The sequence below is a fragment of the Histidinibacterium lentulum genome, assembly GCF_003789055.1.
Taxonomy (GTDB): domain Bacteria; phylum Pseudomonadota; class Alphaproteobacteria; order Rhodobacterales; family Rhodobacteraceae; genus Oceanicola; species Oceanicola lentulus.
This window is the reverse complement of the sequence record NZ_ML119090.1, coordinates 1-17,716: the sequence shown is the minus strand read 5'-3', so window position 1 is coordinate 17,716 and position 17,716 is coordinate 1. Positions and strand designations below refer to the sequence as shown.

Annotated in this window: 16 protein-coding genes; 3 read left to right on the top strand and 13 right to left on the bottom strand. The window is 69.7% G+C overall.

The features are described from left to right. Positions 1 to 1,338 (bottom strand): flippase, encoded by a 1,338-nt coding sequence (locus tag EAT49_RS17120; protein WP_123643528.1) that lies wholly within the window; start codon positions 1,336 to 1,338, stop codon positions 1 to 3. Positions 1,339 to 1,472: 134 nt separating this feature from the next. Between EAT49_RS17120 and EAT49_RS17115 the strand changes: the two genes are divergently transcribed. Beyond that, the gene (locus tag EAT49_RS17115; protein WP_123643527.1) at positions 1,473 to 2,600 is read left to right on the top strand and encodes a glycosyltransferase family 4 protein; all 1,128 of its coding nucleotides are present in this window, start codon (positions 1,473 to 1,475) and stop codon (positions 2,598 to 2,600) included. Between the two features lie 125 nt (positions 2,601 to 2,725). Then, positions 2,726 to 2,983, top strand: coding sequence for a hypothetical protein (locus EAT49_RS17110; RefSeq protein WP_123643526.1), 258 nt, complete (start codon positions 2,726 to 2,728; stop codon positions 2,981 to 2,983). On the opposite strand, the gene EAT49_RS17105 is transcribed toward EAT49_RS17110, so the two are convergent. The 10 genes from EAT49_RS17105 to EAT49_RS17060 all read right to left on the bottom strand — a co-directional run bounded on the left by EAT49_RS17105 (position 2,952) and on the right by EAT49_RS17060 (position 15,252). Then, the gene (locus EAT49_RS17105) at positions 2,952 to 3,632 is read right to left on the bottom strand and encodes a sugar transferase (RefSeq protein WP_246003893.1); all 681 of its coding nucleotides are present in this window, start codon (positions 3,630 to 3,632) and stop codon (positions 2,952 to 2,954) included. The two genes, EAT49_RS17110 and EAT49_RS17105, sit on opposite strands and share 32 nt — an antisense overlap. Positions 3,633 to 4,139: 507 nt before the next feature. Continuing rightward, positions 4,140 to 4,463 (bottom strand): hypothetical protein, encoded by a 324-nt coding sequence (locus EAT49_RS17100; protein WP_123643525.1) that lies wholly within the window; start codon positions 4,461 to 4,463, stop codon positions 4,140 to 4,142. Positions 4,464 to 4,828: 365 nt separating this feature from the next. Continuing rightward, positions 4,829 to 5,842, bottom strand: a complete 1,014-nt coding sequence (locus tag EAT49_RS17095) for a Hint domain-containing protein (protein ID WP_123643524.1) — start codon at positions 5,840 to 5,842, stop codon at positions 4,829 to 4,831. 161 nt (positions 5,843 to 6,003) lie between these two features. After that, the gene (locus EAT49_RS17090) at positions 6,004 to 8,091 is read right to left on the bottom strand and encodes a molybdopterin cofactor-binding domain-containing protein (protein WP_123643523.1); all 2,088 of its coding nucleotides are present in this window, start codon (positions 8,089 to 8,091) and stop codon (positions 6,004 to 6,006) included. Next, the gene (locus EAT49_RS17085; protein WP_123643522.1) at positions 8,088 to 8,558 is read right to left on the bottom strand and encodes a (2Fe-2S)-binding protein; all 471 of its coding nucleotides are present in this window, start codon (positions 8,556 to 8,558) and stop codon (positions 8,088 to 8,090) included. Before EAT49_RS17085 ends, EAT49_RS17090 begins: the two co-directional genes overlap by 4 nt. Positions 8,559 to 8,893: 335 nt before the next feature. Next, positions 8,894 to 10,168 (bottom strand): ABC transporter ATP-binding protein, encoded by a 1,275-nt coding sequence (locus tag EAT49_RS17080; protein ID WP_185020802.1) that lies wholly within the window; start codon positions 10,166 to 10,168, stop codon positions 8,894 to 8,896. Next, on the bottom strand, positions 10,165 to 11,409 hold the full coding sequence (locus EAT49_RS17075; protein ID WP_281274743.1) for an ABC transporter ATP-binding protein: 1,245 nt from the start codon (positions 11,407 to 11,409) through the stop codon (positions 10,165 to 10,167). The genes EAT49_RS17080 and EAT49_RS17075 overlap by 4 nt, the downstream gene beginning before the upstream one ends. A gap of 154 nt (positions 11,410 to 11,563) precedes the next feature. Next, positions 11,564 to 12,490, bottom strand: coding sequence for an ABC transporter permease (locus EAT49_RS17070; RefSeq protein ID WP_221181474.1), 927 nt, complete (start codon positions 12,488 to 12,490; stop codon positions 11,564 to 11,566). Positions 12,491 to 12,494: 4 nt separating this feature from the next. Beyond that, on the bottom strand, positions 12,495 to 13,508 hold the full coding sequence (locus tag EAT49_RS17065; protein WP_123643519.1) for an ABC transporter permease: 1,014 nt from the start codon (positions 13,506 to 13,508) through the stop codon (positions 12,495 to 12,497). 94 nt (positions 13,509 to 13,602) lie between these two features. Further along, on the bottom strand, positions 13,603 to 15,252 hold the full coding sequence (locus tag EAT49_RS17060; RefSeq protein ID WP_123643518.1) for an ABC transporter substrate-binding protein: 1,650 nt from the start codon (positions 15,250 to 15,252) through the stop codon (positions 13,603 to 13,605). Between the two features lie 243 nt (positions 15,253 to 15,495). Between EAT49_RS17060 and EAT49_RS17055 the strand changes: the two genes are divergently transcribed. Next, positions 15,496 to 16,452 (top strand): amidohydrolase family protein, encoded by a 957-nt coding sequence (locus EAT49_RS17055; protein WP_185020801.1) that lies wholly within the window; start codon positions 15,496 to 15,498, stop codon positions 16,450 to 16,452. On the opposite strand, the gene EAT49_RS17050 is transcribed toward EAT49_RS17055, so the two are convergent. Continuing rightward, entirely contained in the window at positions 16,420 to 17,478 is a 1,059-nt protein-coding gene (locus tag EAT49_RS17050; protein WP_123643516.1) for a LacI family DNA-binding transcriptional regulator, read from the bottom strand. The two genes, EAT49_RS17055 and EAT49_RS17050, sit on opposite strands and share 33 nt — an antisense overlap. A 109-nt stretch (positions 17,479 to 17,587) precedes the next feature. Continuing rightward, positions 17,588 to 17,701 (bottom strand): 2-oxo acid dehydrogenase subunit E2, encoded by a 114-nt coding sequence (locus EAT49_RS21840; RefSeq protein ID WP_425459536.1) that lies wholly within the window; start codon positions 17,699 to 17,701, stop codon positions 17,588 to 17,590. Positions 17,702 to 17,716: the final 15 nt, after the last annotated feature.

Sequence of the window (17,716 nt, the reverse complement as noted above, 5' to 3'; positions counted from 1 at the left end):
TCACTCCCCCGGCGCCGCGGGACGTCCGCGCGGCCGCAGATCCGCGATGCGCCGGGGCCAGGCGATGGCCTTCAGCTGCATCCTCGCGGGCTCTCTCAGCGCCGGCACGACCGGCGCCAGCAGGATCGGCGCGAGGGTGTAGGAGATGACCGTCGCCACCGCCGCCCCCTCCGCGCCGAAGCGCGGGATCAGCACCAGGTTCAGCGCCACGTTCGCCACCGCGCCCGTCGCGTGGATCATCGCCGAGGCCCAGAAGATGCCCTCCACCAGCAGCCAGCGGTGGATCAGCGCCCGCGTGGCGAAGACGATGCCGACCCAGGCATAGATCTGCAGCACGGTGGTCGAGGCGGCGTAGTCCGCGCCGAAGAGGAACGCCACGGCCGGCCCGGCCCAGAACAGGGAGCTTGCCGCGATCAGCGTGCCGAAGGCGGCGAAGCTGTCGAGCGCGTCCTGCACCCTCAGGGCATAGCGCTCGGGCGCGCTGTCGCGCAGGTCCACCATGCGCGGAAAGAGGGCGGTGGCCATGGCGGTGGGCAGGACGTACCACGCCTCCGCCAGACGCGCGGCCACGGCGTAGATGCCCGTGGTTTCCTGCCCGGCCATGTACGACAGCATCAGGATGTCGGATTTCAGGTAGATCACCGCGGAAAGAGCCCCCAGCATCAGCGGAAAGCCCTGCCTGAGGTAGCGCCACGCCCGCGCCGTCTCGATCCGCGGACCGGGCAGGCCCCGGGTCCGGCGGCGATAGGCCATCAGCGCGCCGAGACCGGACACAGCCCCCTGCGCGGCCTGGGCGAGGATGAAGGCGTCGACGCCGGAGCCCATGAGGATCAGCCCGATCTTCACGCAGGCGAAGACCGACATGACCGCGACGGAAAAGACCACGAAGGGCTTCGGGTCCTGCTGCGCGATGAAATACTCCTGGATCGTGTCGATGGATTTCACCAGCGCCGCACCCGCGAGGATGGCGCAGAGGATCGCGATGTTCTCGTGCGGGATCGGATAGGCCCGCGCCACGGCATAGACGATCAGGACCGTGACCGCGGCCCCGGCAAAGCGGATCGCGGTGACCGTTCCGAGGATCGTGTGCGCCTCGTCGGGGTGCATCTTGTACTCGCGCAGGGACAGGTTGCGCATCCCCAGCGTCGTCAGCGGCGCCACCACGGCCACGAGCGACAGGGCGTAGCTGAGCACGCCATAGCCCTCGGGGCCGAGATGCCGCGCGACGAAGACCGCGATCAGCAGGCCGTTGGCGAGGCTTGCGATCTGCTTGGCGATGAGCCATCCGCCCGATCGCAGGATCAGCCGGCGCGGCGCGGTGAGAAGCGCCCGGCTCATGCTCCGGGGCCTGCCGATTTCCGGTGCCGGAAGAGGGGCTTGGCCGTCATCCGCTGGCAAACGGGCCGCAGGTCGGGCAGGGTGCTCCGGACGGTGCGGCGCGCACCGGAAGGAACGGGCAGGAGCAAAGGCCGGTGCGCAGGATCGGGTTCTTCACGCTGACGGCCTCCCCTCCGGCGCCCCCGGCCAATGCCCGGACGCTCGAGGCCCTGCGTCGGGCGCTGCCGGATTGCGAGATCGAGGCGGTCGAGGTCGTTCCCCGCCTGCGGCGCGCGCCGCTGGCCTACGGCATGGCCGGCGCCGTCGCCGCCGCGAGCTATGCGCCGGACCTTCTCGCCGGGCGCAAGTCCCTGAAACACGCGGCGGTCCGCACACCCTGGCTCTTTCGCTGGGTGAAGCGGATGGCGGCGCGGGTCGCGCGGGAGCGGGGCTTCGATGCCACGTTCCAGATGCAGTCCCTCTTCGATGCGAGCGTGCCGGGGCTGCCGCATTTCATCTATACCGACCACACCCACCTCGAGAACCGCCGTTACGGCGCCGCCGGAGAGGCCGCGCTCTACTCCGCGGGCTGGAGGGAATGCGAGCGGCTGATCTACCCCCGGGCCCGGACGGTCTTCGTGCGCAGCAGCAACGTCGCCCGGTCTCTGGTCGAGGACTACGGCCTCCCCGCCGACAAGGTCCTTTGCGTCCATGCCGGAAGCAACGCGCCCGTCCCGCCGGCGCCCGCCGATGTCGCGGCGCCCCGGCAACGCAATACCATCCTCTTTGCCGGCATCGACTGGGAGAGGAAAGGCGGACCGGCCCTTCTGCAGGCCTTCCGCCTCGTGCTCGAGCGGCATCCGGACGCGCGGCTGTCCATCGTCGGCTGCACGCCGGACACGGGCGGCCTGCCGAACTGCGAGGTGGCGGGGCGGGTGCCGCTCGGGGAGATGCCGCGCCGGTTCGCCGGGGCCGGGATCTTCTGCCTGCCCACGCTGCGCGAACCCTTCGGGATCGTCTTCGTGGAGGCGATGTGGCACGGCCTGCCGATCGTCGCCACGGAGGTGGGAGCAGTGCCCGACATGGTCGAACCGGGCGTGAACGGCGCACTCGTGGCGCCGGGCGACGTGCCGGGCCTCGCACGCGCCCTCTGCGCCATCCTCGACGATCCGGCGCGCGCCGCGCGCTACGGCGCCGCCAGCCGGGCGCGCGCCGAGGACCGCTACGACTGGGACAAGGTCGCCGCCCGGATGGCCGGGAGGATCGGGACTGGTGCCGTCTGAGCACGGCCGAGTCGCAATTTCCCGCCCAATGTCATTTTTCTGCCGCGAATCCATGTCACGATCTTGGTATGGGATAGGGAGACGCGCCGCACCGTACATTGCGGCACCTCTTGGGTGGAGTTCCGATGAAAGCATTCCCGTCCATTCTTGTCGGACTGGTTTGTGCGATCCTCGGAGCAATTGTCGGCTGGCTGGCATTCGGGCTTCTCGCGGCGATCCTGCTCTACGTTCTCTGCGGGTCCGTCGGCTTCGTCCTTTCGGTCGCGGCCTCGACCCTGCTCCGGACCGCGCGGCAGAACGACTGCCGCGTTCAGGACGATCCGGACGAGAGCTTCGATGCAGCGGGCCCCGTCATCGCCCCGAACGGGAGATCATTGTGGTGACCGTGCGCGCGATCAGGCGCAGATCGACCGAGAGGGACTGCGTCTCGGCATAGGCGTCGTCATGGGCCTTGCGATCGATGAAGCGGGACCGGTGCCTGTCGGAGACCTGCCAGGGTCCTGTCAGGCCAGGCCTCAATCCGAAATAGGCGGTGCCGCCCGTCGCCCGGTAGGTGGCCTCCTGCGCCAACGTGAAGGGACGCGGGCCGACGATGCTCATGTCGCCCACCAGGACGTTGAAAAACTGAGGAAGTTCGTCGAGGCTGGTGCATCGCAGTACTGCGCCGATCCGCGTGATGCGGGGATCGTCGGACAGCTTCTGCGTCAGGTCCCATTCCGCTGCCGCGCGCCAGTCCCGGGCCAGATGCTCGGCCAGCCGGGCTTCGGCATCGGGCACCATGGTGCGCAGCTTGTACATCTTGAACCGCCGGCCGCCGAACCCCACCCGGTCCTGCGTGTAGAAGGCCGGTCCGCCGTCGAGCCGCACGAGAAGTGCGAGCAGTCCGACCACCGGGAGCACGAACGGGGCCACGAGCAGCACGAAGAGGATGTCGAACATCCGTTTCGGAAGGCCGGCATACTGGATGCGGGTCTCTCCTTGCCTGCTTGCAGTCGTCCGGCGTTGCCTGTGGTCTAGGTCTGTCGGATGCATGTCTAACCTTACGAGCGTCAGCAGGTTCCTGCGTTAATCGTTCGTTAACTTTTTGTCATACACACTGAGCGTGCGCAATTTTTCATGCAATTTTGCCGCCTTCTCGCCGCATTCCGGACATGATGACCTGACGGAAGATACGCGCTCCTCCACGCAACCGGAGGGTGAATCCGTTGCCTCTTCATATTGAAATTCGTTGTTTTGTTGGGGGTCGTTCAGAACAGGGCAACAGTGCTGCCCAATTTGGCGTCCTCGAACGGGTGCGGCGCGCCTGCTGCGCGCGGGCCGGGAATCGCCTCACCGGAGAGGAACAATCACCGGTTGGTAGCCCTGACTGTCGCGATCCGGGCGCCTCGATTCGCCGGGAAGACCGTGCCGCCGCCGCCAGTCTGTCCACAGCGACGTCGCGGCGGACCGACCTGCGCCGTGGCGTCCGCCCCGCGCGGGGGGCGGACGCCGTCTGCCTCCGGGCCGCGCACGGGGCGCCGCCCGGAATTGCCGGACCGCTCAGCGGTCGTTCCGGTCGACGTCGATGACCGTCGTGGCCAGCACCTCGCCATCGGCGCTGAGCACGGCGGTCAGGTTGGAGACCGGCGGGCGGCCCACGTTCACGCGGACGTTGTCGTTCGCGCCCGCGCGGACCGTCGTGGAGCCGAGGAGGCGATCGCCGGAGAAGATCTCGACCGTGGCGGGCGCTTCGGAGCGCACGAGACCGAGCTCGATGTTGGCGCTGGAGCCCTGGCGCTCGACGATGCCGAAGGTGCTCGTGGCGGAGGCGAGGGTCGCGGTGCCGAGAAGGGCTGCGACGGCGAGTGCGATGGTACGGGTCATGTGATGGTCCTTTCGAGATCTGTTGGTTGCTGTCGTTGCCGGCATGCTGCGGTGTGCTGCCGTCCGGTGGAGGACAGGTGGCGCGGCCTTCCCGCTTCGGAAAGTCCGGGGGCCATCACAAGAAATCTCGTGATTTGTGAGGGTTGGCAGACCTTGACAGATGCGCAGGGCAGACAGGCTGCCCCTCTTGTGCAGTGCTGCACCCTGCGTCGCCATCCGCGCACCGCCTGGGGCCGCAGGCGGGCCGCGGCGATGACACGAACCTCACGACCTCCCGCTGCGCCGATCCCCGCAACGATTTCGTGACCCGTCCCGAGAGGACGCACCGGGGATCGCTTCCGCGCGACGGACGCCCGGCCGGCGGGTCAGGACGTGGCGCAGGGCCCGGCGAGAAGGGTGGTGAGCGCCGCCTCCCAGCGTCTGAGACAGGGGCGCGCGGTGACGCCGGCCGGGACAGCGCCGGTCAGTTCCGGAAACAGGGTCCTGAGTTCGGCCAGCGCGTCGCTGCCCACCGCGCCCAGGGCGACGGACCCGAGGTGCAGGCTTTCGCTGAGACAGCCTTCCGACCAGATCACCTCGTGCCGGTCGAAGGCGAAATGGACATAGGTGACCCAGGGCACCGGCACCTGCCGGATGGACGTGCCGTTCACCAGGTGGATCGCCGCCGCAAAGACCTGCTGCTGACCGAAATGCATCTCGGCGCGCCAGTCCTCCAGCAGCATGCGGTGCTGGGGCGACACGACCAGCCGCCGCCGGTTCCCCAGCGCGCCCGCCTCGATCTGCACCGGGGCCATCGGCCCGGTGCCCCGCACCTTTCGCTGCCCGGTCCAGCGCACCGGCTGAAGCCCGTTGTCGAGCGTCCGCACCAGGTCGCCGCGCCGGATCTCCTCGGCCGGGCGCGGCCCCGTCGCGGTCTCGATCAGGGTGCCCGCCGCGAAACAGGGAAAGACCGGAGGATCGGAGGGGAAGGCCTCGAAGCTCAGCTTCTCCTCGCGCGGGGGATGAAGCCCGGGACCGTATTGCATGGTCCCGGAGGTCACACCGTTCACGTCGAAGACGATCCGGGCAGGGCTGGTGAAGATCTGATGCTCGGCCGACGACGCCCTGCCCTGGAACTGGTCATGTTGCGGATTGAGACTGGAATAGAGCGGCGGTCCGGGCGGGGTGCTGTCCGGCCAGGCATAGATGTCGACGAACTGGCCGTTGGAGAACTCGGTCTGGCCCGCGTTCACCTGCCGGACGACCACGCGGAACACATCCGAACTGGTGCCGAGCGGCTGCACCCCCGCGAGCGTGACGCTGATCCCGTTGCTGTTGCCGCTGCTCGAGACGCTGGAGTAGGTGCCCAGCTGGTCGCCTGTAAGGAATAGCTCGATCATCGCCGCACTGACGCTCCGCAACTCATCCCCCCAGGACTTGTTGCTGGACAAGGCACGTCTGTCTTGCCCGAAACCGGAGCGAATTCAAGTCATGGAGCGGTCCGGAAGCGTTCCGGCCGGCGTCTGCAGCCCCGGGGCCACGGCTGGCCGGACGTCCCGGATCAGGCCGCCGAAATGGCGGCGATGATCGCGTCGCGGGTCAGCGGCAGGCGCGTCACCGGCACGCCCACAAGGCGCATCACCCCGTTGGCCACGGCGGCCGAGACGGGTCCCGCCACCGCCTCCGCGCAGCCGAGCGGCGGGTCGCCCGGACGGTCGATGAAGGCGGTCTCGATCCCGGGCACCTCGGAGAAGCGCAGCACCCGGTAGTCCTCCCACCCCGCCGTCGCCACCCGTGCCCCGTCGAGGGTCACGCCCTCCTTCAGGGTCCAGCTCAGCGCCTGCACGATGCCGCCCTCGATCTGGTTTCGTGCGCCGTCGGGATGGACGACCTCGCCCATGTCCACGGCCACGGTCACCCGCGGCACCCTCAGCTCGTCCTCCAGAACGACCTCGGTCAGCACCGCGGCCCAGGCGGCGGTGTTCTTGTAGCGGGCAAGAGCGATACCCCAGCCCCGCGTCTCGCCGTCGGCATCGGCCATGATCGCACCCGACATCCCGCGCAGCCTTTCCAGCACGGCGCGGGCGCGGGGATCGTCGAGGCTCGCGAGCCGGCCTTCGAAGGGGTCGATCTCGCCGGCCATCAGCGCCGCCTCCACCCCCGTCTCGATCGCCAGGACGTTGACCTGCGCGCCCAGACCCCTGAGCGAGGAGGTCCGCCAGGGCAGGCCGGTCACCAGTTTGCGCTCCACCAGCGCGGGCGCGGCGTAGATCGGCACCGCGTTGCGCGCGGCGCCGCCGCCTCGTTCCATCGGCAGATCCGGCGCGGCGGCGGGAAAGGGATGGGGCGCCTCCAGCAGCGCGCCGGAGCGGAGGAAAGGCGCGCCCGCCGTCAGGGGCCGCGTGGCATGGGGCGGGCTTGTGACGCTCACGGCCATGGCCGCGATGCGCCCCTCGTCCAGCCAGACGCGCGCGCGGGTCGACATGGCGGCCCCCATGGGCGCGACGCCGAACTCGGCAGCGCGGGACCAGCGCAGGCGCACCGGCCGCCCGGGCACGGCCCGCGCAAGGAGCGCGGCATCCAGCGCCACGTCATCGGCACCGTTATGGCCATAGCAGCCCGGTCCGTTCACATGGCGCACGCGGATCGCATCGGGATCGAGACCTAGCACCGTCGCAAGCGCCTTGCGCAAGGGATAGACGCCCTGGCTGTGGCACCAGACCTCGAGCGTCTCCCCGGTCCACTGCGCCAGCGCTGCCGACGGACCCATGGCGCCATGGCTCAGGAACGGCCGGCTTGCGGTGATCTCGGCGGTCGGGGCGGTGTGGGGCAGGGGGGCCTCCTGCACCGGCTCCATCGGCAGGGGGCTCGCCTCGAGGATCGCGGCGATGTCCGTCTCCGCGTCGGCGTCGTCTTCCCAGGCGAGGCGCGCCTCCTGCCAGGCCGCGGCGGCATCGGCCTCCGCCTCGCTCTCCGCAACGAGCCCGAGGAACGACCCGTCGCGCACCACCGCGACCACGCCGGGCCGCGCGGCGAGCGGGGCGGTGTCGAAGCCCGGGGCCAGCCGCGCCGTCAGCGTCGGCGCGGGAAAGACGCGCCCGTGCAGCAGCCCCTCGGGGGCGAGGTCATGGACGAACGGCGCCCCCGTCATCCGCGCCCGCAGATCGAGCCGCGGCACCTGCGGCCCGCCCTTTGCCATGGGCGCCGCATGATCCTCCACGGGCACGGCCAGGTCGATCCCCGCGGCGAGGCCCGGCAGCGTCAGGCCGGTGTCGGACCCGCCGTCGAGGATCGCGCCCTCCGCGACCGAAAGCGCCTCGCGGTCCGCATTGAGCCGCCGCGCCGCCTCCGAAAGCGCCAGCACCCGCACCGCCGAGGCCGCCGCCCGCAACGCCGCCCCCCCTTGCGTGATCGAGAGCGATCCGGCGGTGAACCCCTCGTCCGGGCTCTCGCCCGTATCTGGCCCGGTCAGCGTCAGCCGCTCCGCGGGCATGCCCAGCTCCCAGGCCGCCATCTGCAGGAGCGCCGTCTGCGCGCCCTGGCCCAGTTCCGCCCGGCCGGTGCGCACGGTGAAGCCCTCGTCCCGGGGGACGATCCAGTCGGAGACGAGCGGGGCGGACATCAGCCCGGGGTTCTGCGGTCTGGTCATGCGGCGGTCCCCATGCGGCGGGCGGCGTCCATCACCGCGTCGAGAATGCGCGGATGCGCCCCGCAGCGGCAGAGATTGGCGTCGAGGGCTTCGGCGATGGCGGCGCGGTCGGCGCGGCCTCCGGCATCGAGATAGGCCCGCGCGCGCATCAGGATGCCCGGCAGGCAATAGCCGCATTGCGCCGCCTGGTGCGCCAGCATCGCCTCGAGGAGCGGATGGTCGCCCTCCGGCGTCTCCAGCCCCTCGGCGGTGGCGATGTCGCGTCCGTCAATGTCGGACACCGGCAGGGTGCAGGCGAACCGCGGCACGCCGTCCACGAGCACCGTGCAGGCGCCGCAGCTCTCGGCGCCGCAGCCGAAGCGGGCGGATTTCAGGCCAAGATTCTCGCGCAGGGCGGTCAGAAGCGGGCGGTCCGGCGTGGGGTCGAGGCTGACGGCGCGTCCGTTGACGGTGAAGGAGAGGGTCATCGGCTATGTCCTTCTGTCGTGAGCGGATCCGCTCCGCACCGGCGCGGACTCACGGCCGCAGGGTGAACCGGGACCGTGGCGCCGGTGGCGCCGCGAAAGCCCGGTGAACGCGCCATCGCGACGCCAGTCTCGCTCGGACCGATGGCGCTCCAATGGCGACCGCCCCCACCGCCTGGCGATCGGGTGACCTTGGCGCGCCGCTGGGGCGGAGCGACGACACGTCACCATGAAGCGCTGCCGCCCGGTCGTCTGATCGCCGGACCGCGGCCCGTCGATGGCGCGGCTCGTTCGTCGGCCCCTTGGACTGTTGACGGCCGGGCGCGCACCCCCTGGCCTCACTCCGGCTGTCCCAGCACGCAGGCCGCCCGGTGACCCTCGCCCCTCGGCGTCAGGTGCACCTCGTCGACCTCCGAGAACCGCACCCGGAGGCTGCGGCCCTCGACCTTCAGCTGTTCGGTCGCCTCGCGCATGGCGCCGGGCACCCGGTCCGACCGCAGCGCCTCCCAGAGGGCCAGCGCCGAGGCCTCGTCGGCGAAGGTCAGGTCGGCGTCCACGTCGCTGCGCCGCTCGACGCCCGAGAGCGACTGGAACAGCCCTTCGTCCGCCTCGAGCAGCCGCACGATGTCGTCCACCTCCCAGCCGCAGACCGGCGTCGACACCGGGCAGCGGGTATGGAACCGGCAACCCTTCGGCGGGCGCGCGGGGTCCGGGATCGTGCCCTCGAGCATGGCGAGCGGCGCCTCGGGATCGTCGTCGAGATCGGGCTTCGCGGCCAGCAGCGCCCGGGTATAGGGATGGGCGGCCTCGCGGAAGATCGTTTCCGTCGGCCCCTCCTCGACCACCCGTCCGAGATACATCGTCACCGTCCGGTCGGCCATGTGCCGCACCACGGACAGGTCGTGGGTCACGAACAGATAGGCGAGGTGCCGGTGGTGCTGCAGGTCGCCCAGCAGGTTCAGGATCTGCGCCTGCACCGACACGTCGAGGGCCGAGGTGGGCTCGTCCAGCACGATGAGATCGGGATCGAGCGCCAGCGCCCGGGCGATGGAGATGCGCTGCCTCTGTCCGCCCGAGAACTGGTGCGGGTAGCGGTAGAGATGCTGCCGGCCGAGGCCCACCTGCTCCAGCAGCTCCACCACGCGCTCGGTCAGCGCGGTGCCCGAGGCCTCGCGGTAGACCCGCAGGGGCCGGCCCACGATGTCCACCACCAGCTCGCGCGGGTTCAGCGAGGCGAAATTGTCCTGGAACACCATCTGCACGTTGCGCCGGAAGATGCGCTGGCGGTCCTTCGGCAGGCGGGCGATGCTGTCCTCGGGGCCCAGCGGCTTGCCGCTTCCGGTGTCGAAGAGGATCTGCCCCGAGGTGGGCGTGGTCAGACCCGCCACGCATTGCGACAGCGTGGTCTTGCCGCAGCCGCTCTCGCCCACGAGGCCGACGGTCTCGCCCCGGCGGATGTCGAAGCTCACGCCATCCACGGCGCGGACATGGCCCACGACCTTCTGCAGGACGCCGTCCCGGATCGGGAAGTGCTTGCTCAGGTCGCGGACGGAGAGAAGCGTGTCCCCGGCCTTCTTCTGGCGGGTGGTTTCGGTGAAGGGCTGTTGCATCATGTCTCGGCGGTCTCCATCGCGGGGGCGCGCCCTTCGCGCGGGTGTTCGAGAAAACAGGCGGCGGCATGGCCGCGGCCGACCGGCAGCAGCCGCGGATCGGTGCCGGTGCATTGCGGCATGACCATGGCGCAGCGGTCGGCGAAGCGGCAGCCGGGCGCGGGGTCCACCAGCTCCGGCACGCTGCCGGGGATCGAGGCGAGATGTCCGCGCCGCGCACCGGCCCGGGGCACGGCGGCGAGTAGCCCCTGCGTGTAGGGATGGCGCGGGTCCGAGAAGACCTGCGCGACGGTGCCCAGTTCCGCGACCCGGCCCGCATACATCACCGCGACCCGGTCGCAGACCTTCCGCACGAGGCTGAGGTCGTGGGAGATGTAAAGGACCGAGGTCCGCCGCCGGGCCTGCAGCGTCTTGATCAGTTCGAGAATGCGGGCCTGGATCGTCACGTCGAGCGCCGTGGTGGGCTCGTCCGCGACGATGAGGTCGGGATCGCAGGCGAGCGCCTGGGCGATCATCACCCGCTGTTTCATGCCGCCCGACAGCTCGTGCGGATAGGCGCGCATGACGCGGGCGGGGTTGGGGATCTGCGTCTCGGCAAGGGCGGCGGCCACGCGGTCCGCCAGCGCCTTCTCGAGCCTCGCGGCCCCCTCGCGCAGGGGCGGCAGCCGGCGCAGGCGGCGGTCGAGCCAGGTGTCTTCCTCGTGGGCCATGCGGCGGAGGGCCTTGGCGGCCCAGCTCCTGTCTCCCGGCGCCACGCCCGCGACCTCGAGCAGTTCCTCGCTCTTGTGCTGCAGGAAAACCTCCGAGAGCTGCGCGCCGATAGTCAGCGTGGGGTTCAGCGCCTTGCCCGGGTCCTGGAAGATCATCGCGATCCGCGCGCCGCGGATCTCGCGCATCTTCTGCGCGGGCAGTTTCAGCAGGTCCACGGTCTCGTGACCGGTGCCGCCGCAATCGGCGCAGCCTTCGCCGCGGCAGGCCGGGCAGGCCGCGCCGCCGCGCGGGCGGAAGAGCACGCGCCCCCCCGCAAGGATCGCCGGAGGTTGCGGGATCAGGTCGAGAAAGGCGCGGCCCGTCACGGACTTGCCGCAGCCGGTCTCGCCCACAAGACCCAGCATCTCGCCGTCGCGGATCTGGAAGCCCACGCCGTCCACGGCATGAACCCGTCCGCGTTTCGACTGGAAATGCACCTTGAGGTCCTCGACCTCGGCGATCACGGGGGCGTCGATACGGTCCATGGCGGTCATGGGCGGCACTCCTTGGTGGTTTCGCGCCTGCGGCGCGATCCGCCGGGGGCTCCGCCCCCGGACCCCCGGGATATTTCCGGCCAGAAAAACGGGGGGCGGGGCGCGCCGCGGAGAGGTCCGGGCGCAGACGTCGTGGAGGAGGGAGCGCGCAGGGTCATCGCTTGTCCTCCGTCCTCGGGTCGAGCGCATCCCTGAGCCCGTCGCCCACGAGGTTGAACGCCAGCGCCCAGAGGAAGATCATCAGGCCCGGAAAGGTCGAGGCCCACCAGCGGCCCGAGGCGATGCCGGACTGACCCTCGCTGACCAGCACGCCCCATTCGGCGATGCCGCTCTCGGCGAGGCCGATGAAGCTGAGCGTCGCGCCCACGAGCACGATGTTGCCCATGTCGAGCGTCGCCTGCACCGCGATGGGCGTCGAGGCATTGGGCAGGATGTCGCGGCGGAAGATGTTGACCTTGCTGTCGCCGATCACGCGCGCGGCCTGAACGTAATCCGCCTGGCGCACGAGGATGATCTGCGCGCGCATGATCCGCGCGTATTTCACCCAGAAGACGAGGCAGAGCGACAGGATGATGTTGGTGAAGGACGGGCCCAGGATGGCGGCCACGGCCAGAGCGAAGATCAGCTCGGGGATCGACAGGAAGATGTCCACCACCCGCATCAGCGCCTCGTCGAACCAGCCGCCGACAAGACCCGCGATGGAGCCGATCACCACGCCGATCACCACCGTGACCGAGACCACGATCACCGAGAGCTGGAGCGAGGTCCGGCTGCCCCACACGACGCCGTAGAGCACGTCTCCGCCCTGGTTCGTGGTCCCCAGCGGATAGCCCGGCGTGCCCGGCGGCATCCGCATCGCGCCCCAGTCGCGGGGCATCTGGTAGGGGTCGGGCACGTTGGGCGGCATGATCCAGGGCGCGAAGATCGCCATGCCGAGCAGCAGGAAGATCAGCACGAAGCCGAGCGCCGTGGTCGGGTTCGACATCAGCGTCTTCGCCAGTTCCCCCCAGCGGCGCATGCGCACGCCGAAGGCGGTGTCGCGGACGGCGGGGCGGGGCGGTTCGAGATCGGTTGCGGCCACGGGCTCAGTCTCCCAGCCGGACGCGGGGGTCCAGCTTTGCATAGACGATGTCGACGATGAGGTTGGCGAAGAGGAACAGCACGCTGGTGAACAGCACGTAGGTCATGATGGTCGCCTGGTCGCCCCGGACCACGGCCGAGGCCATCCAGCGCCCGAGGCCGGGCCAGCGGTAGATAATCTCCGCCGCGATGGCGCCCTGCATCAGGAAGGCGATCGTCAGACCGATCACCGTCACCGTGGGCACCAGCGCGTTGCGCTTCGCGTGGCGGTTCATCACCAGCCGTTCCGGCAGGCCCTTGGCGCGGGCGGCGTCGACGTAGTCCTGCTGCAGCTCCTCCACCAGCGCCGAGCGCATCATCCGCGTGATGATCGCCACCGCCCCGAAGCCGAGCGTGATCGCCGGCAGCGTCAGGTGCCACAGCGCGTCGAGAAGCGCGCGGGGACTGCCCGCCAGGATCGCGTCGAGGATGTAGAAGCCCGTGGGATGGGGGATCGAGGCCCAGATGTCGGCGGTGGACCGGCCCACGGGGAACCAGCCGAGATTGGCCCAGAACACGATCAGGAGCACGATGCCGAACCAGAAGAGCGGCAGCGAGGCGCCCGAGACGGCCACGACCCGTACCACATGGTCCTGCCACCTGTTGCGCCTCTGACCCGCGAAGACGCCGAGCCAGAGGCCGAGCACCACCGCCACGGCCGCCGAGAAGATCGACAGCTCCATGGTCGCCGCGAACTTGGGCCAGAACACGTCGGAGACGGGGGCGGCAGCTACGCCGGAATAGCCGAAATCCCCGCTCAGCGCCCCCTTGGCCCAGTAATAGTACTGGACGTAGAGCGGCTCGTTGAGGTGGAAGCGGTCCTCGAGGGCGGCCACTTCGGCCGGGCTCATCTCGTGGCTGAGGTAGACGCCGATGGGCGAGCCGCCGATCCGGGTCAGGCTGAAGACGATGACCGACACCCCGAAGATGAGGAACGGCAGGATCATCAGGCGGCGGATGATGTAGTCGCGAAGCTGCATGGCGTCTCCGGTCAGGGCGAAGGCCCGGGCTGCGGAAGGGATCGGAATGGGGGAGGCAGGGCGGCCCGGGAGGGAGCCGCCCCGCCGTCGCGGATCACTCGGCGCGCTTGTCGAGGATCGCGTAGTTGATCGAGGGGCGCGGCCAGAGCGGCTGCATCACCATCCCGTCGATCCGGTCGCGGTAGGCGGTCACGGCGCCTTCCTGCGCGCCGATGATCCACATGGGATCCTCGTAGAGCAGGGTCTGGAGCTCCGACAGCATCGCCGCGCGCGCGTCCTCGTCGACCTCGACGGCGACGGCGTCGATCAGCTCGGCGATCCGGTCCGGGTCCTCGTACATGTTCCGGAAGCCGTGCCGCTGGCCCCATTCGCCATCGGGATGGGCATAGGTCGTCAGGTAGTCGATGGGATCGGCCGCCGGGTCGCCGTTCTTGGCCCACATCGGATAGGCCACCGGGTCGGACACGATGGCCTCGTCGAACACGGCCTCGGCGACGCCCATGACGTTGATCCGCATGGCCGGATTCAGCCGCTCGATCGAATCCTTGAGGATCAGCGACTGGATCTCAAAGAGCGACCCCGATTCGACGATCACCGTCACGGTGAAGCCCTCGTCCCAGACACCCGCCTCGCGGAACAGGCGCTCGGCCTCCTCGAGGTTCTGCGTGTCATAGACGGGCGCCTCGGGATCGTATCCGAACACGCCGATCGGGACGTAATGGGGATTGACCTGGCCATAGCCGCCGAGCGCGCCCTGGATGAAGGCGCCGTAGTCGAAGACGTGGTTGAAGGCCTGCCGGATGCGCCGGTCGGCGAAGAAGTCCGGCGAGATCGTGTCGCCCGCGGGCAGCGCGTCGGCGGGCATGTTGGTGTTGAAGCCGATATGCACCGGCTCCAGCAGCAGGCCCTCGTTGTAGAGCTCGACGCCGTCGACGCCCTCGAAATCAGGGACGTAGGTCGGATCGGTCTCGATCGTGTCGTACTGGCCGGCGATCAGCCCCAGCACCCGCACATCGGGATCGAGCCCGAACTCGAGCCGAACATGGTCGTTGGCGGGCGTGCCCCAGTAATTCTCGTTCACCCGCAGGATCAGGTTCTCCGTGCGGTTCCAGGCCTCGAACGTGTAGGGTCCGGTGCCGACCATGTTGCCGGACATGAACTCGTTCGATTCGCCCGCCTCGATCCCGCCATTCGCCTCGACGGTCTCGTCGCTGACGATGGAGGCCGCCATGGCGAGCACGGTGGAGTAGAGGAAGCTGGCGTCGACCTCTTCCAGCGTGACCTCGAAGGTGTAGTCGTCCACCACGCGGGTCTCCGCGACCTTCTCGGCCAGCACGTCGGCGCCGGAGCCCGGCAGGTTCATCTCGATGACCCGGTCCCAGGAGTATTTCACGTCCTCGGCGGTGAAGGCGCTGCCGTCGTGGAAGGTGACCCCCTCGCGCAGCGGAAACGTGTAGGTCAGCCCGTCCTCGGAGATCAGCCCGTTGTCGGTCGAGGGCACCTCGGTCGCCAGCTGCGGGACGAGGTCGGACGAATCCGGCCCGACCGTGAGCAGCCGCTCGTAGACATGGAAGATGACCGGCTCGCCGCCCTCGCCGGGCTCGGCTTCGGCAGGGTCGAGGGAATCGGGCTCGGTATCGGCGCCGTGAACGATGGTCTCCTGCGCCAGCGCCACCGCCGGCAACAGGGCCGTCAGCGTTGCCGCGCCGAGAAACGTGCGCCAGGTCTGGGTGATTTCAGTCATCGAGTCCTCCTCCCGTTGCTCCTCGCCCGATCCCGGCGCGCATCTCCTCAATGGCGCCGACGGGCGGCGGCGGCCGCATCCGGCCTCCGCACCATGCAATCGCTTTCCGGCCTCGAGGCGCCGAAAATCCGGCACGGAAACGATGGCATGGAAAACGTTTGCATGGACGAAGGTCGCGCATCTGGCTATAGCTGTCAAGCGGTTCGGACGAGCCGCTCACACAGTGAGGAGGAGGCAGGAAAAATGGCGGACAGGCTGGAGCTGATCGCGGTCGAAGAGCATTTCATGGAGCCGTCGCTGGCTCAGTATCTCGGCAAGGCGGCCTCTCCGCCCGCGGCGATGCACGAGAAGCTCTACGACTTCTTCGAGGTCCGGCTGGCCGAGATGGATGCCGCGGGCATCGACCGTCAGATCCTGTCGCACCAGTCCCCCGGCAGCCAGCGCCTTGCCGACGACGTGGCGGTGGAAGCCTGCCGGGCGGTCAACGACGCGCTGGCGCGGGTGATCGCCGAGAGGCCCGACCGCTTCGACGGCTTCGCCATGATCCCCACGAACCTCCCCGAGGCCGCCGCGGACGAGATGACCCGCGCGGTGGAGGAAAAGGGCCTGAAGGGCGTGATGATCCACGGGTTGAATCACGGCGAGTTCCTCGACCTGCCGCGCTACCGCCCGATCTTCGCCCGCGCCGAGGCGCTGGGCGTGCCCGTCTACATCCACCCCGCCGAGCCCGACAGCACGGTGACCGAGCGCTATTACGCGCCCTATGACCAGACCCACTCGATGATGACCAAGGCCGCCTGGGGCTTCGGCGTGGAGGCCGGCACCCAGGCGGTGCGCATGATCATCTCGGGGATGTTCCAGGATCATCCGGACCTGAAGATCCTGCTCGGCCATCTGGGCGAGGCGCTGCCCTTCTGGCTCTGGCGGCTCGACGACAGCTTCAGGAAGCCCGGCAACCCGCCGTCCGATTTCGCCGAGGTGTTCCGCCGGAACTTCTGGATCACCACCTCGGGCTTCTTCTCCGACACGGCGCTGGCCTGCTCGATCGAGACGATGGGCGCAGAGCGCATCCTTTTCGCGGTCGATTACCCCTATGCCAGCTCGAAGATCGGCGCGGACTGGATGCGCTCTGCGCCCCTGTCCGACGAGGACCGCGTCAGGATCGCCTCAGGCAACGCCCGGGCGCTTCTGGGCCTCTAGCGCGCCGGTGCGCGGCGGCGCCACGCTGCCGCGCCGCACCAGCTCCACCGGCAGGACCGTGCGCGGATCGGGGGCGGTCTCCGGGTGGTCGATGAGCCCGATCAGCACCTCCGCCGCGCGGCGTCCCGCCCCCAGCTTGTCCACGCGCACCGTGGTCAGGCCCGGCGGGATCAGCCGCAGGAACTCGTTGTCGTTGAACCCGGTCACCGACACGTCCCCCGGACAGTCGAGGCCCAGGTCCGCGATCGCCTCGAAGGCGCCGAGCGCCAGCCGGTCGTTCGCGGCGAGGATCGCCGTGGGCGGTCGGTTCAGGGACAGCAGCGCCTCGGCGCAGCGCCGCCCCTCGGTCTCCACCAGGAGGTCGGAGCGCTGGATGTAGTATTCCGGCACCGAGATGCCGAAGGCCTCCGCCGCCGCCCGGAAGGCCGCGAGCCGCTCCACCCCCGTGGACAGCCGCTGCGGACCGGCGATATGGGCGATCTCCCGGTGGCCCTGCTCCACCAGCAGCTTCATCATCTCCCGGATGCCGCCCGCGTCGTCGTTGACCACCGCCGGCGCCGCCGAATGGTCGAGCGCGCGGTTCACGGTCACGAAGGGCACCTTCTGCCGCTCCAGATCGCCGATGAAGGGATCGTCCCGCTCCACCGCCGCGTGGATGATCCCGTCGACGCCCCGCTCCAGCAGCACGCCGATCTGGCTGCGCTCCCGGTCCCGGCTCGAGTCGGTGTTGACGATGATCGAGACGTAGTCGAGCGGCTCGAGCACGCTTTCCACGCCCCGCACGATGGGCGGAAACAGCGCGTTGGTGATGTCGGGGATCACCAGCCCCACCGTGCGCGTGCGCTTCGTTCGCAGCCCCGCCGCCAGCCGGTTCGGCCGGTAGCCCATGCGCTCGGCGGCGGCCGCGACCTTCTGCACCACCTCGTCCGTGAGCGCCGAGCGCGCCCGGGGATCGAGCGCCCGGCTCACGGTCGAAACGTGAAAGCCGGTCTCGCGGGCGATGTCCTTCAGGGTCACGGCGCGCATGGGCGTCTCCTGGCGGCGGCTGGCCGTGTGACGTTAGCGCAAACTTCACGCCGTCTCAAACGATTGCGAAAGGAAATTGCGCGATCGCCGCGGCCTGCCGGCGCCGGTGTCACAGCATCATGTCTTTTGGGTTTTCGATGAGGGATTTGATGTGTGTTGCGAGGTTTGCGGCGAGGGCTCCGTTGATGGCTCTGTGGTCGTAGGAGAGGGAGAGGGGGAGCATTCGGGCGGGTTCCCA

Coding starts and splice junctions, on each gene's coding strand:
- EAT49_RS17120 (WP_123643528.1), bottom strand. CDS start 1,338: ATGAGCCGGGCGCTTCTCACCGCGCCGCGCCGGCTGATCCTGCGATCG.
- EAT49_RS17110 (WP_123643526.1), top strand. CDS start 2,726: ATGAAAGCATTCCCGTCCATTCTTGTCGGACTGGTTTGTGCGATCCTC.
- EAT49_RS17105 (WP_246003893.1), bottom strand. CDS start 3,632: ATGCATCCGACAGACCTAGACCACAGGCAACGCCGGACGACTGCAAGC.
- EAT49_RS17100 (WP_123643525.1), bottom strand. CDS start 4,463: ATGACCCGTACCATCGCACTCGCCGTCGCAGCCCTTCTCGGCACCGCG.
- EAT49_RS17095 (WP_123643524.1), bottom strand. CDS start 5,842: ATGATCGAGCTATTCCTTACAGGCGACCAGCTGGGCACCTACTCCAGC.
- EAT49_RS17090 (WP_123643523.1), bottom strand. CDS start 8,091: ATGACCAGACCGCAGAACCCCGGGCTGATGTCCGCCCCGCTCGTCTCC.
- EAT49_RS17085 (WP_123643522.1), bottom strand. CDS start 8,558: ATGACCCTCTCCTTCACCGTCAACGGACGCGCCGTCAGCCTCGACCCC.
- EAT49_RS17080 (WP_185020802.1), bottom strand. CDS start 10,168: ATGATGCAACAGCCCTTCACCGAAACCACCCGCCAGAAGAAGGCCGGG.
- EAT49_RS17075 (WP_281274743.1), bottom strand. CDS start 11,409: ATGACCGCCATGGACCGTATCGACGCCCCCGTGATCGCCGAGGTCGAG.
- EAT49_RS17065 (WP_123643519.1), bottom strand. CDS start 13,508: ATGCAGCTTCGCGACTACATCATCCGCCGCCTGATGATCCTGCCGTTC.
- EAT49_RS17060 (WP_123643518.1), bottom strand. CDS start 15,252: ATGACTGAAATCACCCAGACCTGGCGCACGTTTCTCGGCGCGGCAACG.
- EAT49_RS17055 (WP_185020801.1), top strand. CDS start 15,496: ATGGCGGACAGGCTGGAGCTGATCGCGGTCGAAGAGCATTTCATGGAG.
- EAT49_RS17050 (WP_123643516.1), bottom strand. CDS start 17,478: ATGCGCGCCGTGACCCTGAAGGACATCGCCCGCGAGACCGGCTTTCAC.
- EAT49_RS21840 (WP_425459536.1), bottom strand. CDS start 17,701: ATGCTCCCCCTCTCCCTCTCCTACGACCACAGAGCCATCAACGGAGCC.